Origin of the sequence: Pseudocoprococcus catus, from assembly GCF_019734885.1 — a bacterium.
Classification (GTDB): domain Bacteria; phylum Bacillota; class Clostridia; order Lachnospirales; family Lachnospiraceae; genus Coprococcus_A; species Coprococcus_A catus.
The window spans coordinates 38250-53957 of record NZ_JAAXCM010000065.1 but is presented as its reverse complement, the minus strand read 5'-3'; the positions used below and the strand labels follow the sequence as shown (position 1 = coordinate 53957).

Genomic DNA, 15708 nt, shown 5'->3' with positions numbered 1-15708 from the left:
TAGAGGTTCTGTAAAATAGCTGGATTATAAACAGATTTCCATGAACGCCCTTGACTTCCTGATAAATGAATATATAATATAAACAAGTTTATCATAAACTAATTTATCATAAGGAGGCTTAGACATGAAATTCATAGGTCGAAAAATGGAGCTGGAAAAGTTGAATGCAGAATACGAGCGCGATGGCGGCTTCGTTGTTATTTACGGTCGACGTCGAGTAGGAAAGACAACATTGATCAAAGAGTTCTTGAAAAAGAAAACAGCCTTCTACTTCCTTGCAACAGAAGAATTGGAATCTCAAAGCATGAAACGTTTAGCGGGCGTTGTTGCTCGTATGACGAAAAACAGCCTTTTACAGAAAGCTGTATTTACAGATTGGCTTGATTTGTTTCAGGTTATTGCTGATTATGAGCCTGACAAGAAAAAAGTGCTGGTCATTGACGAGTTTCCGTATCTTGTAAAGATCAACTCAGCGTTCCCATCTATTTTGCAGAATGCATGGGATGAGATTCTGAAGGACAGCAATGTGATGCTGATTTTGTCCGGATCTCTCATTGGTATGATGCAGAAACATGCACTGTCGTATGATAGTCCTTTATATGGGCGTAGAACAGCGCAGATGCGATTGGCTCCATTGCCATTTACAGATGTTTATGATGCGTTTGCACTGCCTTTTGATAAAGTAGTAGAACAATACGCTGTGACAGGTGGGGTTCCAAAGTATCTTGAGTTTTTTGAAGACGGGCGTGATTTGGTCGATCAATTAAAGGATGTTGTTTTATCGAAAAGTGGCTTTTTGTATGAGGAACCATTTTTCTTGTTAAAAAGCGAATCCATGACCGCAGTAAACTATTTTTCTATCATAAAAGCGATAGCAGACGGAAACCACAAATTAGGCAAAATTGCTGGTGCACTAGGGCAGGAAACGCAGGCATTAACACCATATTTATCGACACTTGCGGATTTGGGGTTCATTGAAAAGAGAACTCCGGTAACAGAGAAAAATCCGAAAAAATCCAGAAAAGGCTTGTATTTTATCGCAGACAATTTCATCCGTTTCTGGTTTCGGTATGTTTACCCCTATAAAGGTGAGTTGGAACTGGACAATATGCAAATTGTTTTGGATGAGATTCGAAAAGACTTTATTGAAAAATTCGTGGCATTTGCATATGAGGACATCTGTAAAGATATATTTGCGAGTGTATGCAAACAAGGGGAAATTCCGTTTGTTCCGTCCCGTATCGGTTCTTATTGGTTGAATGATTATGACGGTGATACAGAGATCGATGTAATGGCAATAGACAATCAAAACAAGAGGATATTTGCCGGAGAGTGTAAGTATCATGTCAAACCAGTGGATGCTCCCGTATATTTCTCACTGAAAGAGAAAGTTGATGGTGCAGCTGAAATTCGTAAGGCATATCCTGGGTATGATGTTATCTTCGGCCTGTTCAGCAAAAGCGGTTTTACGCAGCGTATGCTTGATATTGCCAAAGAAAACACCAGTATCTTCCTGATTAATGAGGAGCATTTGGTGTAATTATTTGCTCCAGGCAAAGCGTACATCGTTAAGCGTTTCTACTGCTGTTTTAACGTTATCTCTTCATGACCAATGCAGAGCTGAACAAAGCATTATATCAAAAGATGTTTGCCGAGCAGGAAACCTATCGGGAATGGCTGCTTTCCCAGCCTTCGGAAGAAATTCTGAACCACACCTATGAGTACACGGTTCGGGAGGACATTCTTCTTTCGATGGAATACAATGATTTGCCGGATGCGCAGGTCAAAGCGCTTCTGAAATCTCCCAGTTCCCTCGCCGACGTATTTAAGGATTGGGAGCACAAAGAAACGGGCTATATGGAGGACATCTGGCAGACCGTAGCGGATCGGGCCAAGTCCGAAGTGCAAAAACAAAAGAAGAAAAAGAAAAACAATACAGATGATAAATAATTTCCTGCTTGTATTGCTGGAAAATCGGGATTCATAGAGTTCTTTTGTGATTTGCAACTGCTAGTTGACAGATTTACAGCCTGAAATGGTGGAATGCAAACAGCAAAACTGTTATATTTAGCTCATAAAATTTGCAAAAGGAGAAAAAAATGATTTTAGCTGATAAGATTACAGAGGAAAGAAAAAAGAATGGATGGTCACAGGAAGAACTAGCCAATCAGTTGGGCGTATCCAGACAGGCAGTATCTAAGTGGGAAAGTGCAGGAGCTGTTCCAGATTTGCAAAGAATTTTACAGATGTCGGAGCTATTTTGTGTTAGTACAGATTACCTATTAAAAGATGAAATGAAAGCAGAAAATATCACCTATCACGAAAGTTCTGAAAGCTATGCAGAACCGTTGAAAAAAGTAACTATGGAGAATGCAAATGAATTTCTTGACATGAAAAGAAATGGATCCAAAGTAGTGGCAAACGCAACAAGTATGTGTATCTCAAGCCCAATATTATTGATTGTTCTTGTGACAATGGCAGAAGATGGCGTATTTCATGTTTCGGAATCTCTGGCAACAGTATTTGGATGTGTTTTTTTGCTTGGAATGGTTGCGGCAGCCGTCTTTTTGTTTATTACATATGGAATGCGTGAATCACATATGGAACATTTTGAAAAAGAATGCTTTGAAACAGAGTATGGTGTATCTGGAATGGTACGAGAAAAAAAAGATTCCTATGAACCGATTTTTATCAGAGGAACAGCTGTTGGGGTAGTGCTTTGTATACTGGCAGTGATTCCGACAATTATTGCTGGAGCCATGGAAACGTCTGACTATTGTTGTGGCCTTTCCGTTGGATTGCTGCTATTCATACTTGCAATAGGAGTGAATCTGTTGGTTCGTGTTGGGATGGTAAAAAGCAGTTACGATACCCTTCTTCAGGAAGGCGAATATACAAAAGAAGAAAAACTGTTTAAGAAAAAGACTGACACGTTTTCTGGTGTATATTGGTGCTTGGTTACAGCGATTTACCTTGCATGGAGCTTCTGGACGATGAGCTGGGATATTACATGGATTGTATGGCCGGTTGCTGGTGTTTTGTTTGCAGCATTGCTTGGTGTGGTGAAAATGGTGTTAAAGAATGGCAGTGAAACTCAGCACTATATTTAAGATGGAGTTAAGTTTATTTTCCGCATATTATACTCATCCAGAAAATCCAATTTGTCTGGATGCTGATATTGCAGAAGTATTACAGAATTTGCGTTCATGAATAAACTAAAATATTGTAACTGTTCAGAGCTAACCTCCAAATGCTTCGCATTTTGTCGGTGTGGCGTATCCGCCAAATGGATTTATGTTCAAGAGTGTTCATTCATGCAAGCATGCTTCGCACTTTTGAACATAAATCCGCTTGGCTCTGAACAGTTACAAAATATTTATGAGTATAGATACGATTATTAACGAAAGGCAGTCACATTTGTGGCTGCCTTTTTAGCCGTAATATCTTATGTGTGCGAAATGATAAACTGCATAAATTTCTTTGTAAGCAGTCCGAAATGCTCCGGACTCTCTTCTACATAAGCATCGCAGTCTGTATCTGAAAGTTCTAACTGCTCCAGAGTGATATTCGAATTCTCATCTTGAAAATCAAAAAGCATATCGAAATCAGGACATCTGAAAATTAAGGGTGCACAGCAGAAAGAAAGCTGAATTGGTCTGCTGTTAAAATGGGGAATCGCCTGATCTAAGGAACTGTGAAAAAGTTCAACCTGTGGTGCAAAAACGTCATAAGGAAGGCGTGCTATTGAAATATTAGCATGGACACATGTTTTGAAAAAAAGATGGCAGAATAATATGTCGCTGTGATATAATAAAGAAAACAATTTGACATTTACATTCGGAATATTTGGAAGAGAATGAAAAGTGGATAAACTTTAGAAATAAAACAGAAAACTTAAAGTCATTTAAGACTTTTTAAGCACGAGGGAAGCGTATGGATGATTTCAAAAAACTCACAGAGCAACTTTTGAAAGTATATATTAATGCCGAATCAGTAGATAATTTTGGTATAGAGAATTATTTTGATGAAAATATTAGTCTGATTGGAACTGGGAAACATGAGTTATTCACGAATCTGCATGAGTTTTTAGAATCATTTAAATTTGATGTAAAACGAAGAGGTAAAATCAGAATTGAAGTAAGGAATTTACATCAGGAAGAAGAACGGCTTGATGATGCTCATGTTCTTGCACTCGGAACAGTAGATTTTATTGGTCTGTTTAAAGATGGTTCTATTTGTTTTAAAATGGAGACAAGATTTACGATTATCTATAAGTGGACGCATGGGAAATGGCTGGTTCAGCATCTGCATCAGTCAACACCGGATCTGGAACAGATGGACGGTGAAGAGTTTCCTCTCACATTGGGGAAGCAGGTTCAAAAAACTCGGCAGGCTCTTCATGCCTTAGGCACTGCTTATTATCATATTTCAAGGCTTAACTTAAAAACAAAGAAGATTGAACTTGTCAAAAGATCTCGAGAAATGGATAAGGGTATTAAAGATAATACTGCAGATTAGGATCCTCAGTTCAAGATTATCGAAGATATTATAGCAGAGCCATTTGTGCAGAAGTATATAGAATTTTTTGATATAGAAACCATGGCGGCACGTCTTCATAATAAAGAATCTATGTCTTCCGAATTTAAAAAGAAGAATGGATCATGGTTTCTTTCCATGGTTGTTCCTCAGAGCTATGATAAAAATGGAAATGTCACATCTGTGCTTTTTGCAAATCGAGATGTGACAGATGAAAAACTGCGGGAATTAAAACAAGAGGAAGAATTGCGGGAAGCAAAATTAAAAGCAGACTGTGCCAATAAAGCAAAATCGTCATTTCTGTATAATATGTCTCATGATATCAGAACTCCAATGAATGCAATCATTGGTTATACAGAACTGGCGTCCAGACATTTGCAGGAAACAGATAAACTTGGCAGATAACTTGAAGAAATTCAAATATGCGGAAAAGAACTTTTGTCGATGCTTGGTAACGTTTTGGATCTTGCAAGAATTGAAAATAATAAGGTTGAAATGGAATGCACTGTTTCAAATGTCCATGAGTGCTTTGAAAATTGTGTCATTATGTTCCAACAACAGGCAGAAAGTAAAAATCAGACCCTCTCTTTGACAGAACAAATCATGTATCCGTATGTATATATGGATGCACCGCATCTGTCAGAAGTCTGTCTTAATATTATAAGCAATGCAATAAAGTATACAAATACAGGAGGTAGGATATCCTGTAATGTTGTACAGAAATCCCGTGAAAAAGAAGACTGGTGCAATATGATCATTAGCATTACCGATAATGGAATTGGTATGTCTGAAGAATTCCAAAAGCGTATTTTTGAAACTTTCGAAAGAGAACGTAACACTACATCCAGTCATATTGAAGGCAGCGGCATCGGAATGGGTATTACGAAAAAGCTTGTAGAACTCATGGATGGGACAATAGAAGTGAAAAGTAAGCAGGGTAAGGGTTCCACATTTACGGTGACTATTCCTTGCAGGAAAGCGTCAAAAGAAGATTCTCTGGTGAAGGAAAATAGTAGTCTGATCAATAAGAATTGTTTGAACGGTGTTCGAATCTTATTAGTCGAAGATAATGAGATCAATACAGAAATCGCAACGGAACTATTGACAGAAGAAGGATGTATTGTTGAGTCTGCCAATGATGGTGTTGCATGCATTGATATGATTGAAAGGGCTGATGCTGATTATTACAAGATGATCCTTATGGATATCCAGATGCCGGTTATGAATGGATATGACGCTACATTAACTATCCGAAAGATGAAGGATAGGAAAAAAGCCAGTATCCCAATTATTGCGATGACTGCCAATGCTTTCGCAGAAGATATACAAAAGGTTCTTTCTGTTGGAATGAATGCGCATGTTGCAAAGCCTGTTGATATGAACATTCTTGTGGCAACAATGATGAAATATTTATAATAGACAGCTTCAATGAAAAAAAGCACAATATAATACAATGAAAAGATTCGTCGGCAAATCAGTCGAAAGGCTGAGACGCAAAGCTATAGGGTCTGTAAAATGACAGCAAATGCATTTGAAGAAGATAAGAGAGATGCTGTTGCAGCTGGAATGAATGGTCATATCGCAAAGCCAATCCAGGTTGATAACATGCTGTCGATATTATCGGAAATCATAAGGCAACAAGAAAAGTAAATGAGCTGACCATCATAGTAATAGCGAGGGCTTGAAAGCCCTCGCTATTAGCATACATTTTCAGTAAATGAATTATTTCTGGTCCAGTACGGACTGAATCTGCTTCATCAGCTGATCGTAGTTTGACTGATCGTCAATGCCACCCATGAAAGGTTCCCCAACGATATTTCCGTCTTTATCTACAAGAACTGTTGTCGGGAATGCCATAATGTTTCCTGCATATTTTCCGACGGTTGAATCGGAATCGAAAGTCAGGTTTTTGTAGGAAGCTCCCTGGGCCTTCAGGATTTCTTTCGCTTCTTTGATTCCATCCTGATTATCATCTAATGTATCTGTATTGATACCAACAACTTCGCCACCCATTTCTTTGAGTTTCTCATTTAATTCATTCAGCTTAGAGAGCTCTCCGACACATGGCTTGCATCCACTGAACCAGAAGTTTACAACTGTAACTTTATTTTTAGCGAAAAGACTGTCATCTACATCGTTTCCATCCAGATCTTTTCCTTTGAAACCTTTGAATACAGCTGTGGATTCGTCTGATTTGGAGGAAGAGCTGTCAGAGGAATCGGATGCAGCAATCTCTTTCTCAAGCTTGGCAATTTCTTCTTCAATTCCGCGGATTGTCTCGATGTCTTTGCACAGAGTTTTATATTCTTCTTCAGAGAAAGAGTCTTTGTTAGATTCCACTGTGCTTGCGAGGGAATCAGCATAGTTTTCGCTCATGGCATCACCGGCAGCGTTCTTGTTCATAAGACCAAAGGCTTTGTCCCATGCATCTTTGTGATCAGCAAAAAGCTGGTTTTCCTGCTGGTAAAGGTCATCCCGTTTTTCGTTCAGCTCGTCTGCGCTGCCCATTTCTGTTGTGGAAGAAGATTCCTGTTTTGTGTTTGTATTGTCTGTTGTGGAGGAATTTCCGCAGCCTGTAAACGCAAAAAGTACAGAAATGGCAAGGAATGCAGCAATTACCTTTTTTAATTTCATTGAGTTTGTTCTAAGTGTTTTGTTTTTCATGATTTTAAATCTCCTTTAAATTACGTTTTATTAGTTTTTATTTTCAGCCTGTTTCTTAGTTGAAAATCCGTAATGATAGCAGATTGCATCAGTCGGACAGGCTTTCATACATTCTCCGCATCGGATACACTCCGGATGGTTTGGTGTGTCTACTACATTGACATCCATCTTACAGACACGACTACATTTCTGGCAGCCAACACATTTCTCATGATCAACCTGAATCTTAAGAAAAGATACCTTGTTAAACAGTGAGTAAATAGCACCCAGCGGGCAGATCCATTTACAAAATGGACGGTAAAACAAGATGCTCAGGATGATGAAAAGCGCAAGGATTGTGAACTTAAATGTAAATAAATGTCCGAGTGCGGCACGGATTCCTGAGTTGGCAAGTGACAGCGGAATTGCGCCTTCAAGTACGCCCTGTGGGCAAATGTATTTGCAGAAGAAAGGATCTCCCATACCAAGTGAATTGGTTACAAATGCCGGAAGTAGTATAACAAAGACGACCAGAATCACATATTTCAGATACCGCAGAGGCTTCAGTTTTGCGGTGGAAAGTTTCTTGCCCGGAATCTTATGCAGCAGATCCTGGAACCATCCAAACGGACAGAGGAATCCACAGATAAACCGTCCTAACAGAACACCTAACAGGATGAAAAATCCGGTGATGTAGTAGGTAAATTTGAATTTTGAAGAACCAACCACGGCTTGAAAAGCTCCAATCGGACAGGCACCTGTGGCGGCAGGACAAGAGTAACAGTTTAGTCCCGGGACGCACATCGTTTTTACATTTCCCTGATAAATTTTCCCTTTAAACAGATTCGGGATGTGAATGTTGGTCAGCAGTGTAGCAGCTGCCTGAATCCATCCGCGGAAGCGGGCCAGAGAGTTTTTGTTTGATTTCATTTTCTTATCCAATTCCGACACACTCCATACATAATTTTATTGCTTTACTGAGTACAACTGCAGCTTCTCCACGGAAAATTCCAACAAGAAAAAATACCATACCGGCTGCAAGTAAAAAAACTTGTGTTGCTTTTTCTGATTTCATTCAAATACCTCTTGTTACTGTAAGTAGTAACTGTTCCTTTCAATGTTATTGTTCTCTAGGTGTCTTATTGACCGTTCTATGGTTACATTATATAATATAGAATGTAAATTTCCTGTTAAGAAAATGGAGAAAAGTAAATTGAAATTATTAGTTGTTGAAGATGAGAAGAAATTATGTGATATGATTGCGAAAAGTCTGCATCAGGCAGGTTATGAGGTGGATACGTGTAATGACGGAGAACAGGCATTGGATATGATCTATGCGGAACTGTATGATCTGATTGTGCTTGATCTTAATCTGCCCGGGATGGATGGGATGGAGATTCTTCGGGAGCTTCGCAAAGAAAATGAAGAGACAAAAGTATTAATTCTGTCTGCGAGAAGTCAGATTGCAGATAAGGTTGAGGGATTGGATTCAGGTGCAAATGATTATATGGAAAAACCATTTCATCTGCAGGAACTGGAAGCTCGCGTGAGAAGCCTGACAAGAAGAAAATTTGTACAAAAAAATATTTGTCTGGAATGTGGAAAACTTCGATTTGATACGAGAGAAAGGGTTGCATATGCAGAAGATAACCCTGTTGCGTTGACGAGAAAAGAAAATGGAATTCTAGAGTATCTTCTTTTGAATCAGGGAAGACCGGTCAGTCAGGAAGAACTGATTGAGCATGTATGGGATTCTTCTGTAGACAGTTTCAGCGGATCAATCCGAGTGCATATGTCTTCTTTGAGAAAAAAACTGAAAGCAGGACTGGGATATGATCCGATCGTGAACAAAATCGGTGAGGGCTATAAAATAGGGGGAGATAGCAGAGCATGAAAAAAATATCACTTCAGTGGAAATTAACATTTCTTACAACAGTGTTGATCACCATATTATGTGGATGTCTTACCTTTTTCTTATATAAAAACGGAGTCTATTATTTTGATACGCTTCAGGAGTCTATCACGGATCAGGGCACAGCGCCGGAAGCGCTGTACATTGATATTCCGGAGGATGAGTGGGATGACTTTGTAGCACAGTTTTCCATGAAGGTTTATAACTCTAAATCAGACTATAGAAGCAGAAGCCTTCTGATTACTGCTATTGTAGCGCTGTTTGGCGGCGCAGTGACGTATTTTATCAGTGGACAGGCATTGAAACCACTCAGGGAATTTTCAGAGACAGTGGAAAAAGTTCAGGCACAGAATCTGACAGATTATACAATCGAAGAGAATAAGATTGCAGAGTTGGACAGACTTCGCATATCTTACAATAAAATGCTTATGCGGCTTTCAGAATCATTTGAGACGCAGCGTCAGTTTACGGGAAATGCAGCACATGAGTTGCGTACACCACTGGCTTTAATCCAGGCACAACTGGATCTATACCATACAACAGAACATCCAGAGAGTACAGCAGCGGCAGAAGAGACTATTCAGATGGTAACGGAACAGAATGAACGTCTTAGCAAGTTGGTCAGAACGCTTTTGGATATGAGCGAATTACAGACAGTAGCGCGAAATGACAGAATTGAGATTCATAGTCTGATTGAGGAAGTGCTGACAGATTTGGAACCGTTGGCACAGGAAAAGAAGGTTGAACTGATACAGAAGTCACAGGGAGCAGGAGAAAAGGAAGATGAAGAATTATTTTTGACAGGAAGTGATATTCTGATTTACAGAATGCTATATAATCTTGTGGAAAATGCGATTAAATACAATCGGACCGATGGAACCGTTACGGTATCAGCAAAGAGGGAGAAGAACGAAGTTGTTCTGACGGTTTCGGATACAGGAAATGGAATTGATGAGGCATTCAGGGAGCAGATCTTTGAACCGTTCTTCCGGATAGATAAGTCAAGAAGCCGGGAGCTTGGAGGTGTGGGTCTTGGACTTGCGATGGTGCGAGAAGTTGTGAGGGTTCATGACGGGACGATTAAAGTTTATACAAATGAGCATGGTGGGACGACATTTGAAGTATGCGGTCTTGCCGAATATCGCGATAACGAGTGAAACTCGCAGAGCGTGTTTCACTCGTTATCGTGTGTTTTATCTCATTTATTCTGCACGTAATCCGGTAAGCTCTTCGAAAACCGGTAATTCATAACAAGGAATATAGATTCCATAAGTTTCTGTATTATGTACAACCTCAAGAATATAATAGGAATTACAATTGAGACAGCCAAACTTGTCAATTGACATATTATACGGTTTATATATTCCCTTATTATAAGGATCATCTTTATGCCATTCCTTAATAACTGTATGCTTTTTTACTGTACGAATAGATGAAAGAGAAGACAGCGGGAAAGCATATTTTCCGTTACAGTTGGTTAAATACAGGTTTTCATTATCACGGTAAGCTTTAAATATCAGATTGGAAAACTGATGAACCTGAAGCCCTTTTTCTATCGCTTTTATTTTGCCGTTACGCTCAGTGTAGTAGCAAGACAGCACATCCACATTTTTAGCATTATCGGGTACAGCAAGCTCTGCTAATATGTCTTTCATGACACGATCATGGGTAGCCAGCGCGTGTTGATTTTCATCCGTATCTAAGACCTGATGGGATTTTACTTTTTCACAAATTGTTAATAGGACGAATAGAATAACGCAAATAGGAAGAAGCCAAAAAATCCAGGGTGCGTTGTGATATGCTTCGGCAAGGGAAACCCGTGCTCTCAATAGGCCGCTGACGCAGATAAAAGCGAGAAAGAGACATATGGATTTAATAATGCGCAGAAGTAAAGGCATTTTGGACTTTTGGATAATAACATCTTTTTGCTCGGTGGTTTTGGCCAAAGTCTGGGATAATATTTCAGATGGTTTCAGTATTAAAAATTCATTGCCGTTTAAGCGTTCGTTTTTGCGGTTGGTAGTTATATCAATACCTAAAAATGGTTTCATAAGTGAAATTCTCCTACTATTCGTACTTCAAGTTAACAACATGTTCTAAAATAAGATAACCTGCTGAAGTTGATTTTCTGTTGCCCTAACTCAAAACAGGTAGATAATTTGATCCTGGCAGGTACAAAGCTTTATGCTTTGTACCTGCCAGGATATTTCTATTGGGGGCTATTTGGGGAATATGTTAGTTTATTGCAACAAAAATTTGGATAGTGCGCGTGTGAATGAATCAGATTTTTCCGGCGGCTTTCAAACCTGCCAGAACACGATCTGGTGTCAGTGGTGCTTCCTCGAAACGGACGCCGGTAGCGTCTTCCACAGCAGAGAAGATGGCCGGAAGTGTCGGGATGCAGCCGACTTCGCCAATACCTTTCATACCAAATGTGCCTTTCGGGTCGTTGCTTTCTACGAGAATAGAAATAATCTCCGGATGGTCATCAGCGGTTGGGAGCATATACTTGTGGAAGCCGGTATTATAGAAGCCTTTGCCTTCTTCGTAGGTCATTTCCTCACGGACAGCCCAGCCGACACCCTGAAGGACGCCCCCTTCTACCTGACCTTCGCACAGGCGTGGATTAATAACCTTGCCGACATCATGGGCGGCAGCAATTTTGAGAACTTTGACAAGACCAAGTTCCATATCCACTTCGACTTCTGCGGCCTGAGCGGCGAAAGGCAGGGAGTTGTCAGGTACTTTGCACTTGCTGACGAGGAATTGTTTGCCTTTGAGGTGCGCCTCGTAGGCAAGGGCCTTCAGTGTCATTTCTTTGCCGTTGCCACTGATGATGCCATTTTCCAGCGTCAGAGCTGAGGCATCTGTATCCAAAAAGTCTTTGCCGGCGGCATAGGAGAGGATATCAGCTTTCAGTTCTGCAGCAGCATCTTCCATGACCTGGCTCACAGAGTAAAGGGTTCGGGTTGCGTGGCTGCCGATGTCAAAAGGTGCGGCAGCAGAATCACCGAAGATTATGGTCGTTGTCTCAAAAGGAACACCAAGCAGATCACAGGCAACTTGAATGAGAGCGGTCGTGGAACCAGGACCAATTTCAGGGATGGCAGTGTTGATGCGCAGAGAACCATCCTGCTCAATGATCATATTCACGGCGTTGTAATCAACACAGAACGGTGCAGCGTTGCTGACATGTGTATTGCAGGCAATGCCCACGCCACGGCGCTTGTTTCCGGTCTGGACTTTACCGCGTTTTTCGTACCAACCAATCTCTGCGGCGGCCTTGTCCAGACATTCGTTTGTTCCGACAGAGCCGACAGAGAATGGGAAAAAGTTTTTGTCATCAGGTTTCATCGTGTTCATCTTGCGCAGTCTGATTGGATCCATGTCAAGCACCTTGGCCAGCTTGTCTACGCAGGCTTCGACGACGGCCGTACCCTGCGGTGTGCCGAAACCGCGAAAAGCGCCGGCGGTCTGCTGATTGGTGTAGACTGGATAACCCATATAGCGCAGGTAAGGAATATGATAGGTACCAGCTGTTCCGCAGACACCGCAGACAGCCAGCAGTTCCACACCGAAGGTGCAGTAGGCACCGGTGTTGAGTTTGGCTGTTGTATCCAGCGCCAAAAAAGTGCCATCCTTCTTTGCACCCAGTCGTGCATGCATATAGCCACCGTGGCGCGTGTCGGAGGCAATAAAATCTTCCTCACGCGAGTAGACTATCTTGACAGGGCGAAGCGCTTTCATTGACAGAGCCGCTGCTAAAAGCTCCGCTTTGCCGCTGATGCCGATGCGCACACCGAAACCGCCGCCAAGATAAGGCGGATTTCGAACACGCACCTTGCTTTCCGGCAGATCGAAGGCATAGGCAACAATCATCTTGGTTGGCGTTGGCGTCTGAGTCGTGGAGATGATTTCTAAGGTGCCATTGGCTTTATAAGAAGCAACTGCGGCATGCACTTCCATCTGGCACTGTTTGACACGCGGCAGCTTGATATCTGCGTCAACAATCACATCAGCCTGGGCAAAGCCGCGTTCCAATGCTTCGTCACTGTACGGCTCATGTTCGCAGAAGGTAACTCTTACAATCTCCCCACAGACGTTGTGATGTTCCTTATTGCCATAAAGGGGCTGAACCTCTGGGGAATCAGGTTTGAGTGCTTCAACAGGGTCGTAAACAGCAGGAAGCACTTCGTATTCTACTTTAATTCGCTTGATGGCTTCAGCTGCGATTGCCTCGGTTTCGGCTGCGACAGCAGCAACTTCGTCACCAATATACTTCGGTTCATCGGTAAAAATTGTCTGATCGCGAACCGGTTCTGCTGGACGCGGTGTTGTCACCATAGTGGCAGATGTGTTGAATGGTTTATTGGTTGTGTTCTCAAAAGTGCAGACAGTTACTACGCCTGGCAAAGCTTCAGCGGCAGAGGTGTCAATCTTCACAACCTTCGCATGCGCATAAGGACTGCGCAGAACTCTGGCGTAGAGCATATGCGGCATGGAGACGTCCATCGTGAACTGTCCAAGACCGGTGGCTTTATCAAATCCATCGTTGCGGGGGATGTTTTTGCCAACATATTTCATAGAAGTCACTCTCCCTTCCTCATTCTGTCTGCAGCGGCCATGACAGCTTCTTCAATTTTCACATAGCCGGTACAGCGACAGATGTTGCCGCCCAGTGCTTCACGGACTTCATCAGAGGTAGGGGCGTTATTTTCATCCAGCAGAGCCTTAGAGGACATAATCATGCCCGGGGTACAGAAGCCACACTGGATGGCGCCCTTGTTGATGAATTCCTCCTGGATCGGGTGAAGTTTTCCATTCTTGCCAAGACCTTCAATCGTCTCAATCACTGCGCCTTGGGCGCGCATCACAGGGATAATGCAGCTGGTGACTGCTTTTCCGTTCATAATGACCGTGCATGCACCGCACTCGCCTTTTCCGCAACCGATTTTTGTACCGGTGAGAAAGAGGTTATCTCTCAGAAAATCAACCAGACGAATGCCGGGATCTACATCTACGGATATCGCTTTTCCATTGATTGTCATATTAAGTTTTTCCATGAACTCCCTCCTGTCTATCATCATCAGAGTGTATAGTTAATTATCAAAATGCAGCAGCCCCATCTGTTTGGCGATGCCTTCTAAAGCACGGCGCACAAGAATCGGCAGGGCGTGCTCGCGGTATTTTTTGCTGCCGCGAAGCGGGTTGCTTCTAGGTTTCGCATTGTGCAGAGCCAGTCTGCCTGCCTCTGCCATGTTTTCAGGTGTCAGGGCTTTGCCTTTGAGCCATTCTTCTGCCTCAAAAGCTCTCGTTGGGCCGACGCCGACAGGTCCCATCGTGATGCGAACCCACTGGAAGAAGCCATCGGTTACTTTGGCCATGGCGGCGACATTGAGCATAGGGAGGGACAGAGATTTTCTCAGTTCCAATCGGACAAAGGATGCTTTCTCATCGTCAGCCGGCAGAGGAATATGGATTTCCTTTACCACTTCGGCGGTGGAATTCAGAGTGCTTTTGCCGAAACCGGCATACATCTCGCCCATTGCCAGCTCCCGAATGCCATCCTTAGACAGTACGACAAATCTTGGATCAAGAGGCGCAACAGCCATGGCGGCATCGGCGGCCGGCTGGGCGGTGACAACGTTGCCAACTAAAGTGGCAGAGTTTCGTATCTGAAGAGAACCAACGCTGCCGGCACCCTTGCACAGGGATGGAAAGTACTGTCTGATGAGAGGACTTCTGGCTATTTCCGTCAGCGTGACGGCTGCGCCGATGATGAGCTGGTCATCCTGAATACGAATGCCCTTCATATCATCGGCAGTAGTGATATCGACCAGCGTCTGGGGTGCAAGTTTACCGGCCTCCATATCAACCATGACATCAGAACCACCGGCAATAATCCGTGCCTTTCCTTCTTCGGCCAGCAAGGCTTCCAGGGCTTCGGCTGCTGATTTTGCAAGGATATATTTCATTTGGTAACCTCCTTTCATTGTGCGCGACATTTTGTGGGAAAAATTGAATTTCAGGTGATACAGGATGTTGATAGGAATAATTATAGAAAAACAAATAAATAAAAGTATATATAGATAGGATACTATATAAACAGAATTTAATCAAGCGTTTGCAGCGTTTTCTGACTTTAATTTTTAAATTTAAAAAAAATAATAATTTTCAGACAATATAAAAACTTTTATCCCATCACAAAAAAAGTATAGGCAACCATTCCTGGAAGAATGGGTCAGCTTGCGCTGATTGGAAGTATCTATCAGTTTTCGCATGTGTTTTTGTTGATATTTTCTAAAGTTTTTGTATAATAGAAGCATATTGATAATTACATTTTATGGGGGAAGAGACAAATTTAATGCCATCTGCGAGGCAGCAGGCATTGAAGTGATGCTTGGATGCATGGTAGAAGAGAGCAATCTGGGTATTACAGCAGCAGCCAGTCTCGGTGCAGCCACAAGAAATATCACACGCGCGGATCTCGATGCGACTTTTAACATGACAGAGAGGCCGTTTAAGGGAGGCATTTATGTGGAAGACACGAAGAAACTTGTGCTTCCGGATGTTCCGGGCTTTGGATTTATTGGTTTTGATAACGAATAGTTGATGGG

Annotated in this window: 17 protein-coding genes and 1 riboswitch; of the genes, 10 read left to right on the top strand and 7 right to left on the bottom strand. The window is 42.0% G+C overall.

The annotated features are described in order from the left end of the window. The first annotated feature begins 124 nt into the window (after nucleotides 1–124). The 7 genes from HED67_RS16815 to HED67_RS16795 all read left to right on the top strand — a co-directional run bounded on the left by HED67_RS16815 (nucleotide 125) and on the right by HED67_RS16795 (nucleotide 6186). Entirely contained in the window at nucleotides 125–1540 is a 1416-nt protein-coding gene (locus HED67_RS16815) for an ATP-binding protein (RefSeq protein WP_221718972.1), read from the top strand. A 65-nt stretch (nucleotides 1541–1605) separates the two neighbouring features. After that, nucleotides 1606–1950 carry a DUF3848 domain-containing protein gene (locus tag HED67_RS16810; RefSeq protein ID WP_117528088.1) on the top strand — a complete coding sequence of 115 codons (345 nt, stop codon included), beginning with the start codon at nucleotides 1606–1608 and terminating at the stop codon, nucleotides 1948–1950. A gap of 149 nt (nucleotides 1951–2099) precedes the next feature. Then, nucleotides 2100–3110 carry a helix-turn-helix domain-containing protein gene (locus HED67_RS16805; RefSeq protein ID WP_221718971.1) on the top strand — a complete coding sequence of 337 codons (1011 nt, stop codon included), beginning with the start codon at nucleotides 2100–2102 and terminating at the stop codon, nucleotides 3108–3110. Between the two features lie 823 nt (nucleotides 3111–3933). Next, nucleotides 3934–4518, top strand: a complete 585-nt coding sequence (locus HED67_RS17170; protein WP_246612284.1) for a nuclear transport factor 2 family protein — start codon at nucleotides 3934–3936, stop codon at nucleotides 4516–4518. A 15-nt stretch (nucleotides 4519–4533) separates the two neighbouring features. Beyond that, nucleotides 4534–4941, top strand: a complete 408-nt coding sequence (locus HED67_RS17470; protein ID WP_330656622.1) for a sensor histidine kinase — start codon at nucleotides 4534–4536, stop codon at nucleotides 4939–4941. 39 nt (nucleotides 4942–4980) lie between these two features. Further along, complete coding sequence (locus tag HED67_RS17160; RefSeq protein ID WP_246612283.1) at nucleotides 4981–5952, top strand: hybrid sensor histidine kinase/response regulator; 972 nt, start codon at nucleotides 4981–4983, stop codon at nucleotides 5950–5952. Nucleotides 5953–5994: 42 nt separating this feature from the next. Beyond that, nucleotides 5995–6069: riboswitch (cyclic di-GMP riboswitch) on the top strand. Then, nucleotides 6052–6186 carry a response regulator gene (locus tag HED67_RS16795; protein ID WP_181967395.1) on the top strand — a complete coding sequence of 45 codons (135 nt, stop codon included), beginning with the start codon at nucleotides 6052–6054 and terminating at the stop codon, nucleotides 6184–6186. (Overlaps the previous riboswitch by 18 nt.) A gap of 72 nt (nucleotides 6187–6258) precedes the next feature. Here HED67_RS16795 and HED67_RS16790 read toward each other — a convergent pair whose 3' ends face one another. From HED67_RS16790 to HED67_RS16780, 3 genes are read right to left on the bottom strand one after another with little or no spacing between them, the layout of a single operon-like run. Beyond that, nucleotides 6259–7200, bottom strand: a complete 942-nt coding sequence (locus HED67_RS16790) for a TlpA disulfide reductase family protein (RefSeq protein ID WP_015515153.1) — start codon at nucleotides 7198–7200, stop codon at nucleotides 6259–6261. Between the two features lie 30 nt (nucleotides 7201–7230). Further along, a complete protein-coding gene (locus HED67_RS16785; RefSeq protein WP_221718970.1) occupies nucleotides 7231–8121 on the bottom strand; it encodes a 4Fe-4S binding protein in 891 nt (296 codons plus the stop codon). Continuing rightward, nucleotides 8114–8254: a CD1871A family CXXC motif-containing protein gene (locus HED67_RS16780; RefSeq protein WP_015515154.1), complete on the bottom strand. Its 141-nt coding sequence runs from the start codon at nucleotides 8252–8254 to the stop codon at nucleotides 8114–8116. The genes HED67_RS16785 and HED67_RS16780 overlap by 8 nt, the downstream gene beginning before the upstream one ends. Nucleotides 8255–8332: 78 nt before the next feature. Between HED67_RS16780 and HED67_RS16775 the strand changes: the two genes are divergently transcribed. Both HED67_RS16775 and HED67_RS16770 read left to right on the top strand, forming a co-directional pair. Continuing rightward, the gene (locus HED67_RS16775) at nucleotides 8333–9073 is read left to right on the top strand and encodes a response regulator transcription factor (protein WP_015515155.1); all 741 of its coding nucleotides are present in this window, start codon (nucleotides 8333–8335) and stop codon (nucleotides 9071–9073) included. Beyond that, on the top strand, nucleotides 9070–10248 hold the full coding sequence (locus HED67_RS16770; protein ID WP_221718969.1) for a sensor histidine kinase: 1179 nt from the start codon (nucleotides 9070–9072) through the stop codon (nucleotides 10246–10248). The genes HED67_RS16775 and HED67_RS16770 overlap by 4 nt, the downstream gene beginning before the upstream one ends. A 45-nt stretch (nucleotides 10249–10293) precedes the next feature. Here the strand turns inward: HED67_RS16770 and HED67_RS16765 are convergent, their stop codons facing one another. The 4 genes from HED67_RS16765 to HED67_RS16750 form a co-directional block, all read right to left on the bottom strand. Next, the gene (locus HED67_RS16765; protein WP_221718968.1) at nucleotides 10294–11142 is read right to left on the bottom strand and encodes a hypothetical protein; all 849 of its coding nucleotides are present in this window, start codon (nucleotides 11140–11142) and stop codon (nucleotides 10294–10296) included. A gap of 229 nt (nucleotides 11143–11371) precedes the next feature. Continuing rightward, complete coding sequence (locus HED67_RS16760; protein ID WP_221718967.1) at nucleotides 11372–13675, bottom strand: xanthine dehydrogenase family protein molybdopterin-binding subunit; 2304 nt, start codon at nucleotides 13673–13675, stop codon at nucleotides 11372–11374. A gap of 5 nt (nucleotides 13676–13680) precedes the next feature. Then, on the bottom strand, nucleotides 13681–14154 hold the full coding sequence (locus HED67_RS16755) for a (2Fe-2S)-binding protein (RefSeq protein ID WP_117538783.1): 474 nt from the start codon (nucleotides 14152–14154) through the stop codon (nucleotides 13681–13683). Nucleotides 14155–14190: 36 nt separating this feature from the next. Continuing rightward, complete coding sequence (locus tag HED67_RS16750; protein WP_246612282.1) at nucleotides 14191–15084, bottom strand: FAD binding domain-containing protein; 894 nt, start codon at nucleotides 15082–15084, stop codon at nucleotides 14191–14193. Between the two features lie 334 nt (nucleotides 15085–15418). On the opposite strand from HED67_RS16750, the gene HED67_RS16745 reads away from it, so the two are divergent. Beyond that, on the top strand, nucleotides 15419–15700 hold the full coding sequence (locus HED67_RS16745; protein WP_117538781.1) for an enolase C-terminal domain-like protein: 282 nt from the start codon (nucleotides 15419–15421) through the stop codon (nucleotides 15698–15700). Nucleotides 15701–15708: the final 8 nt, after the last annotated feature.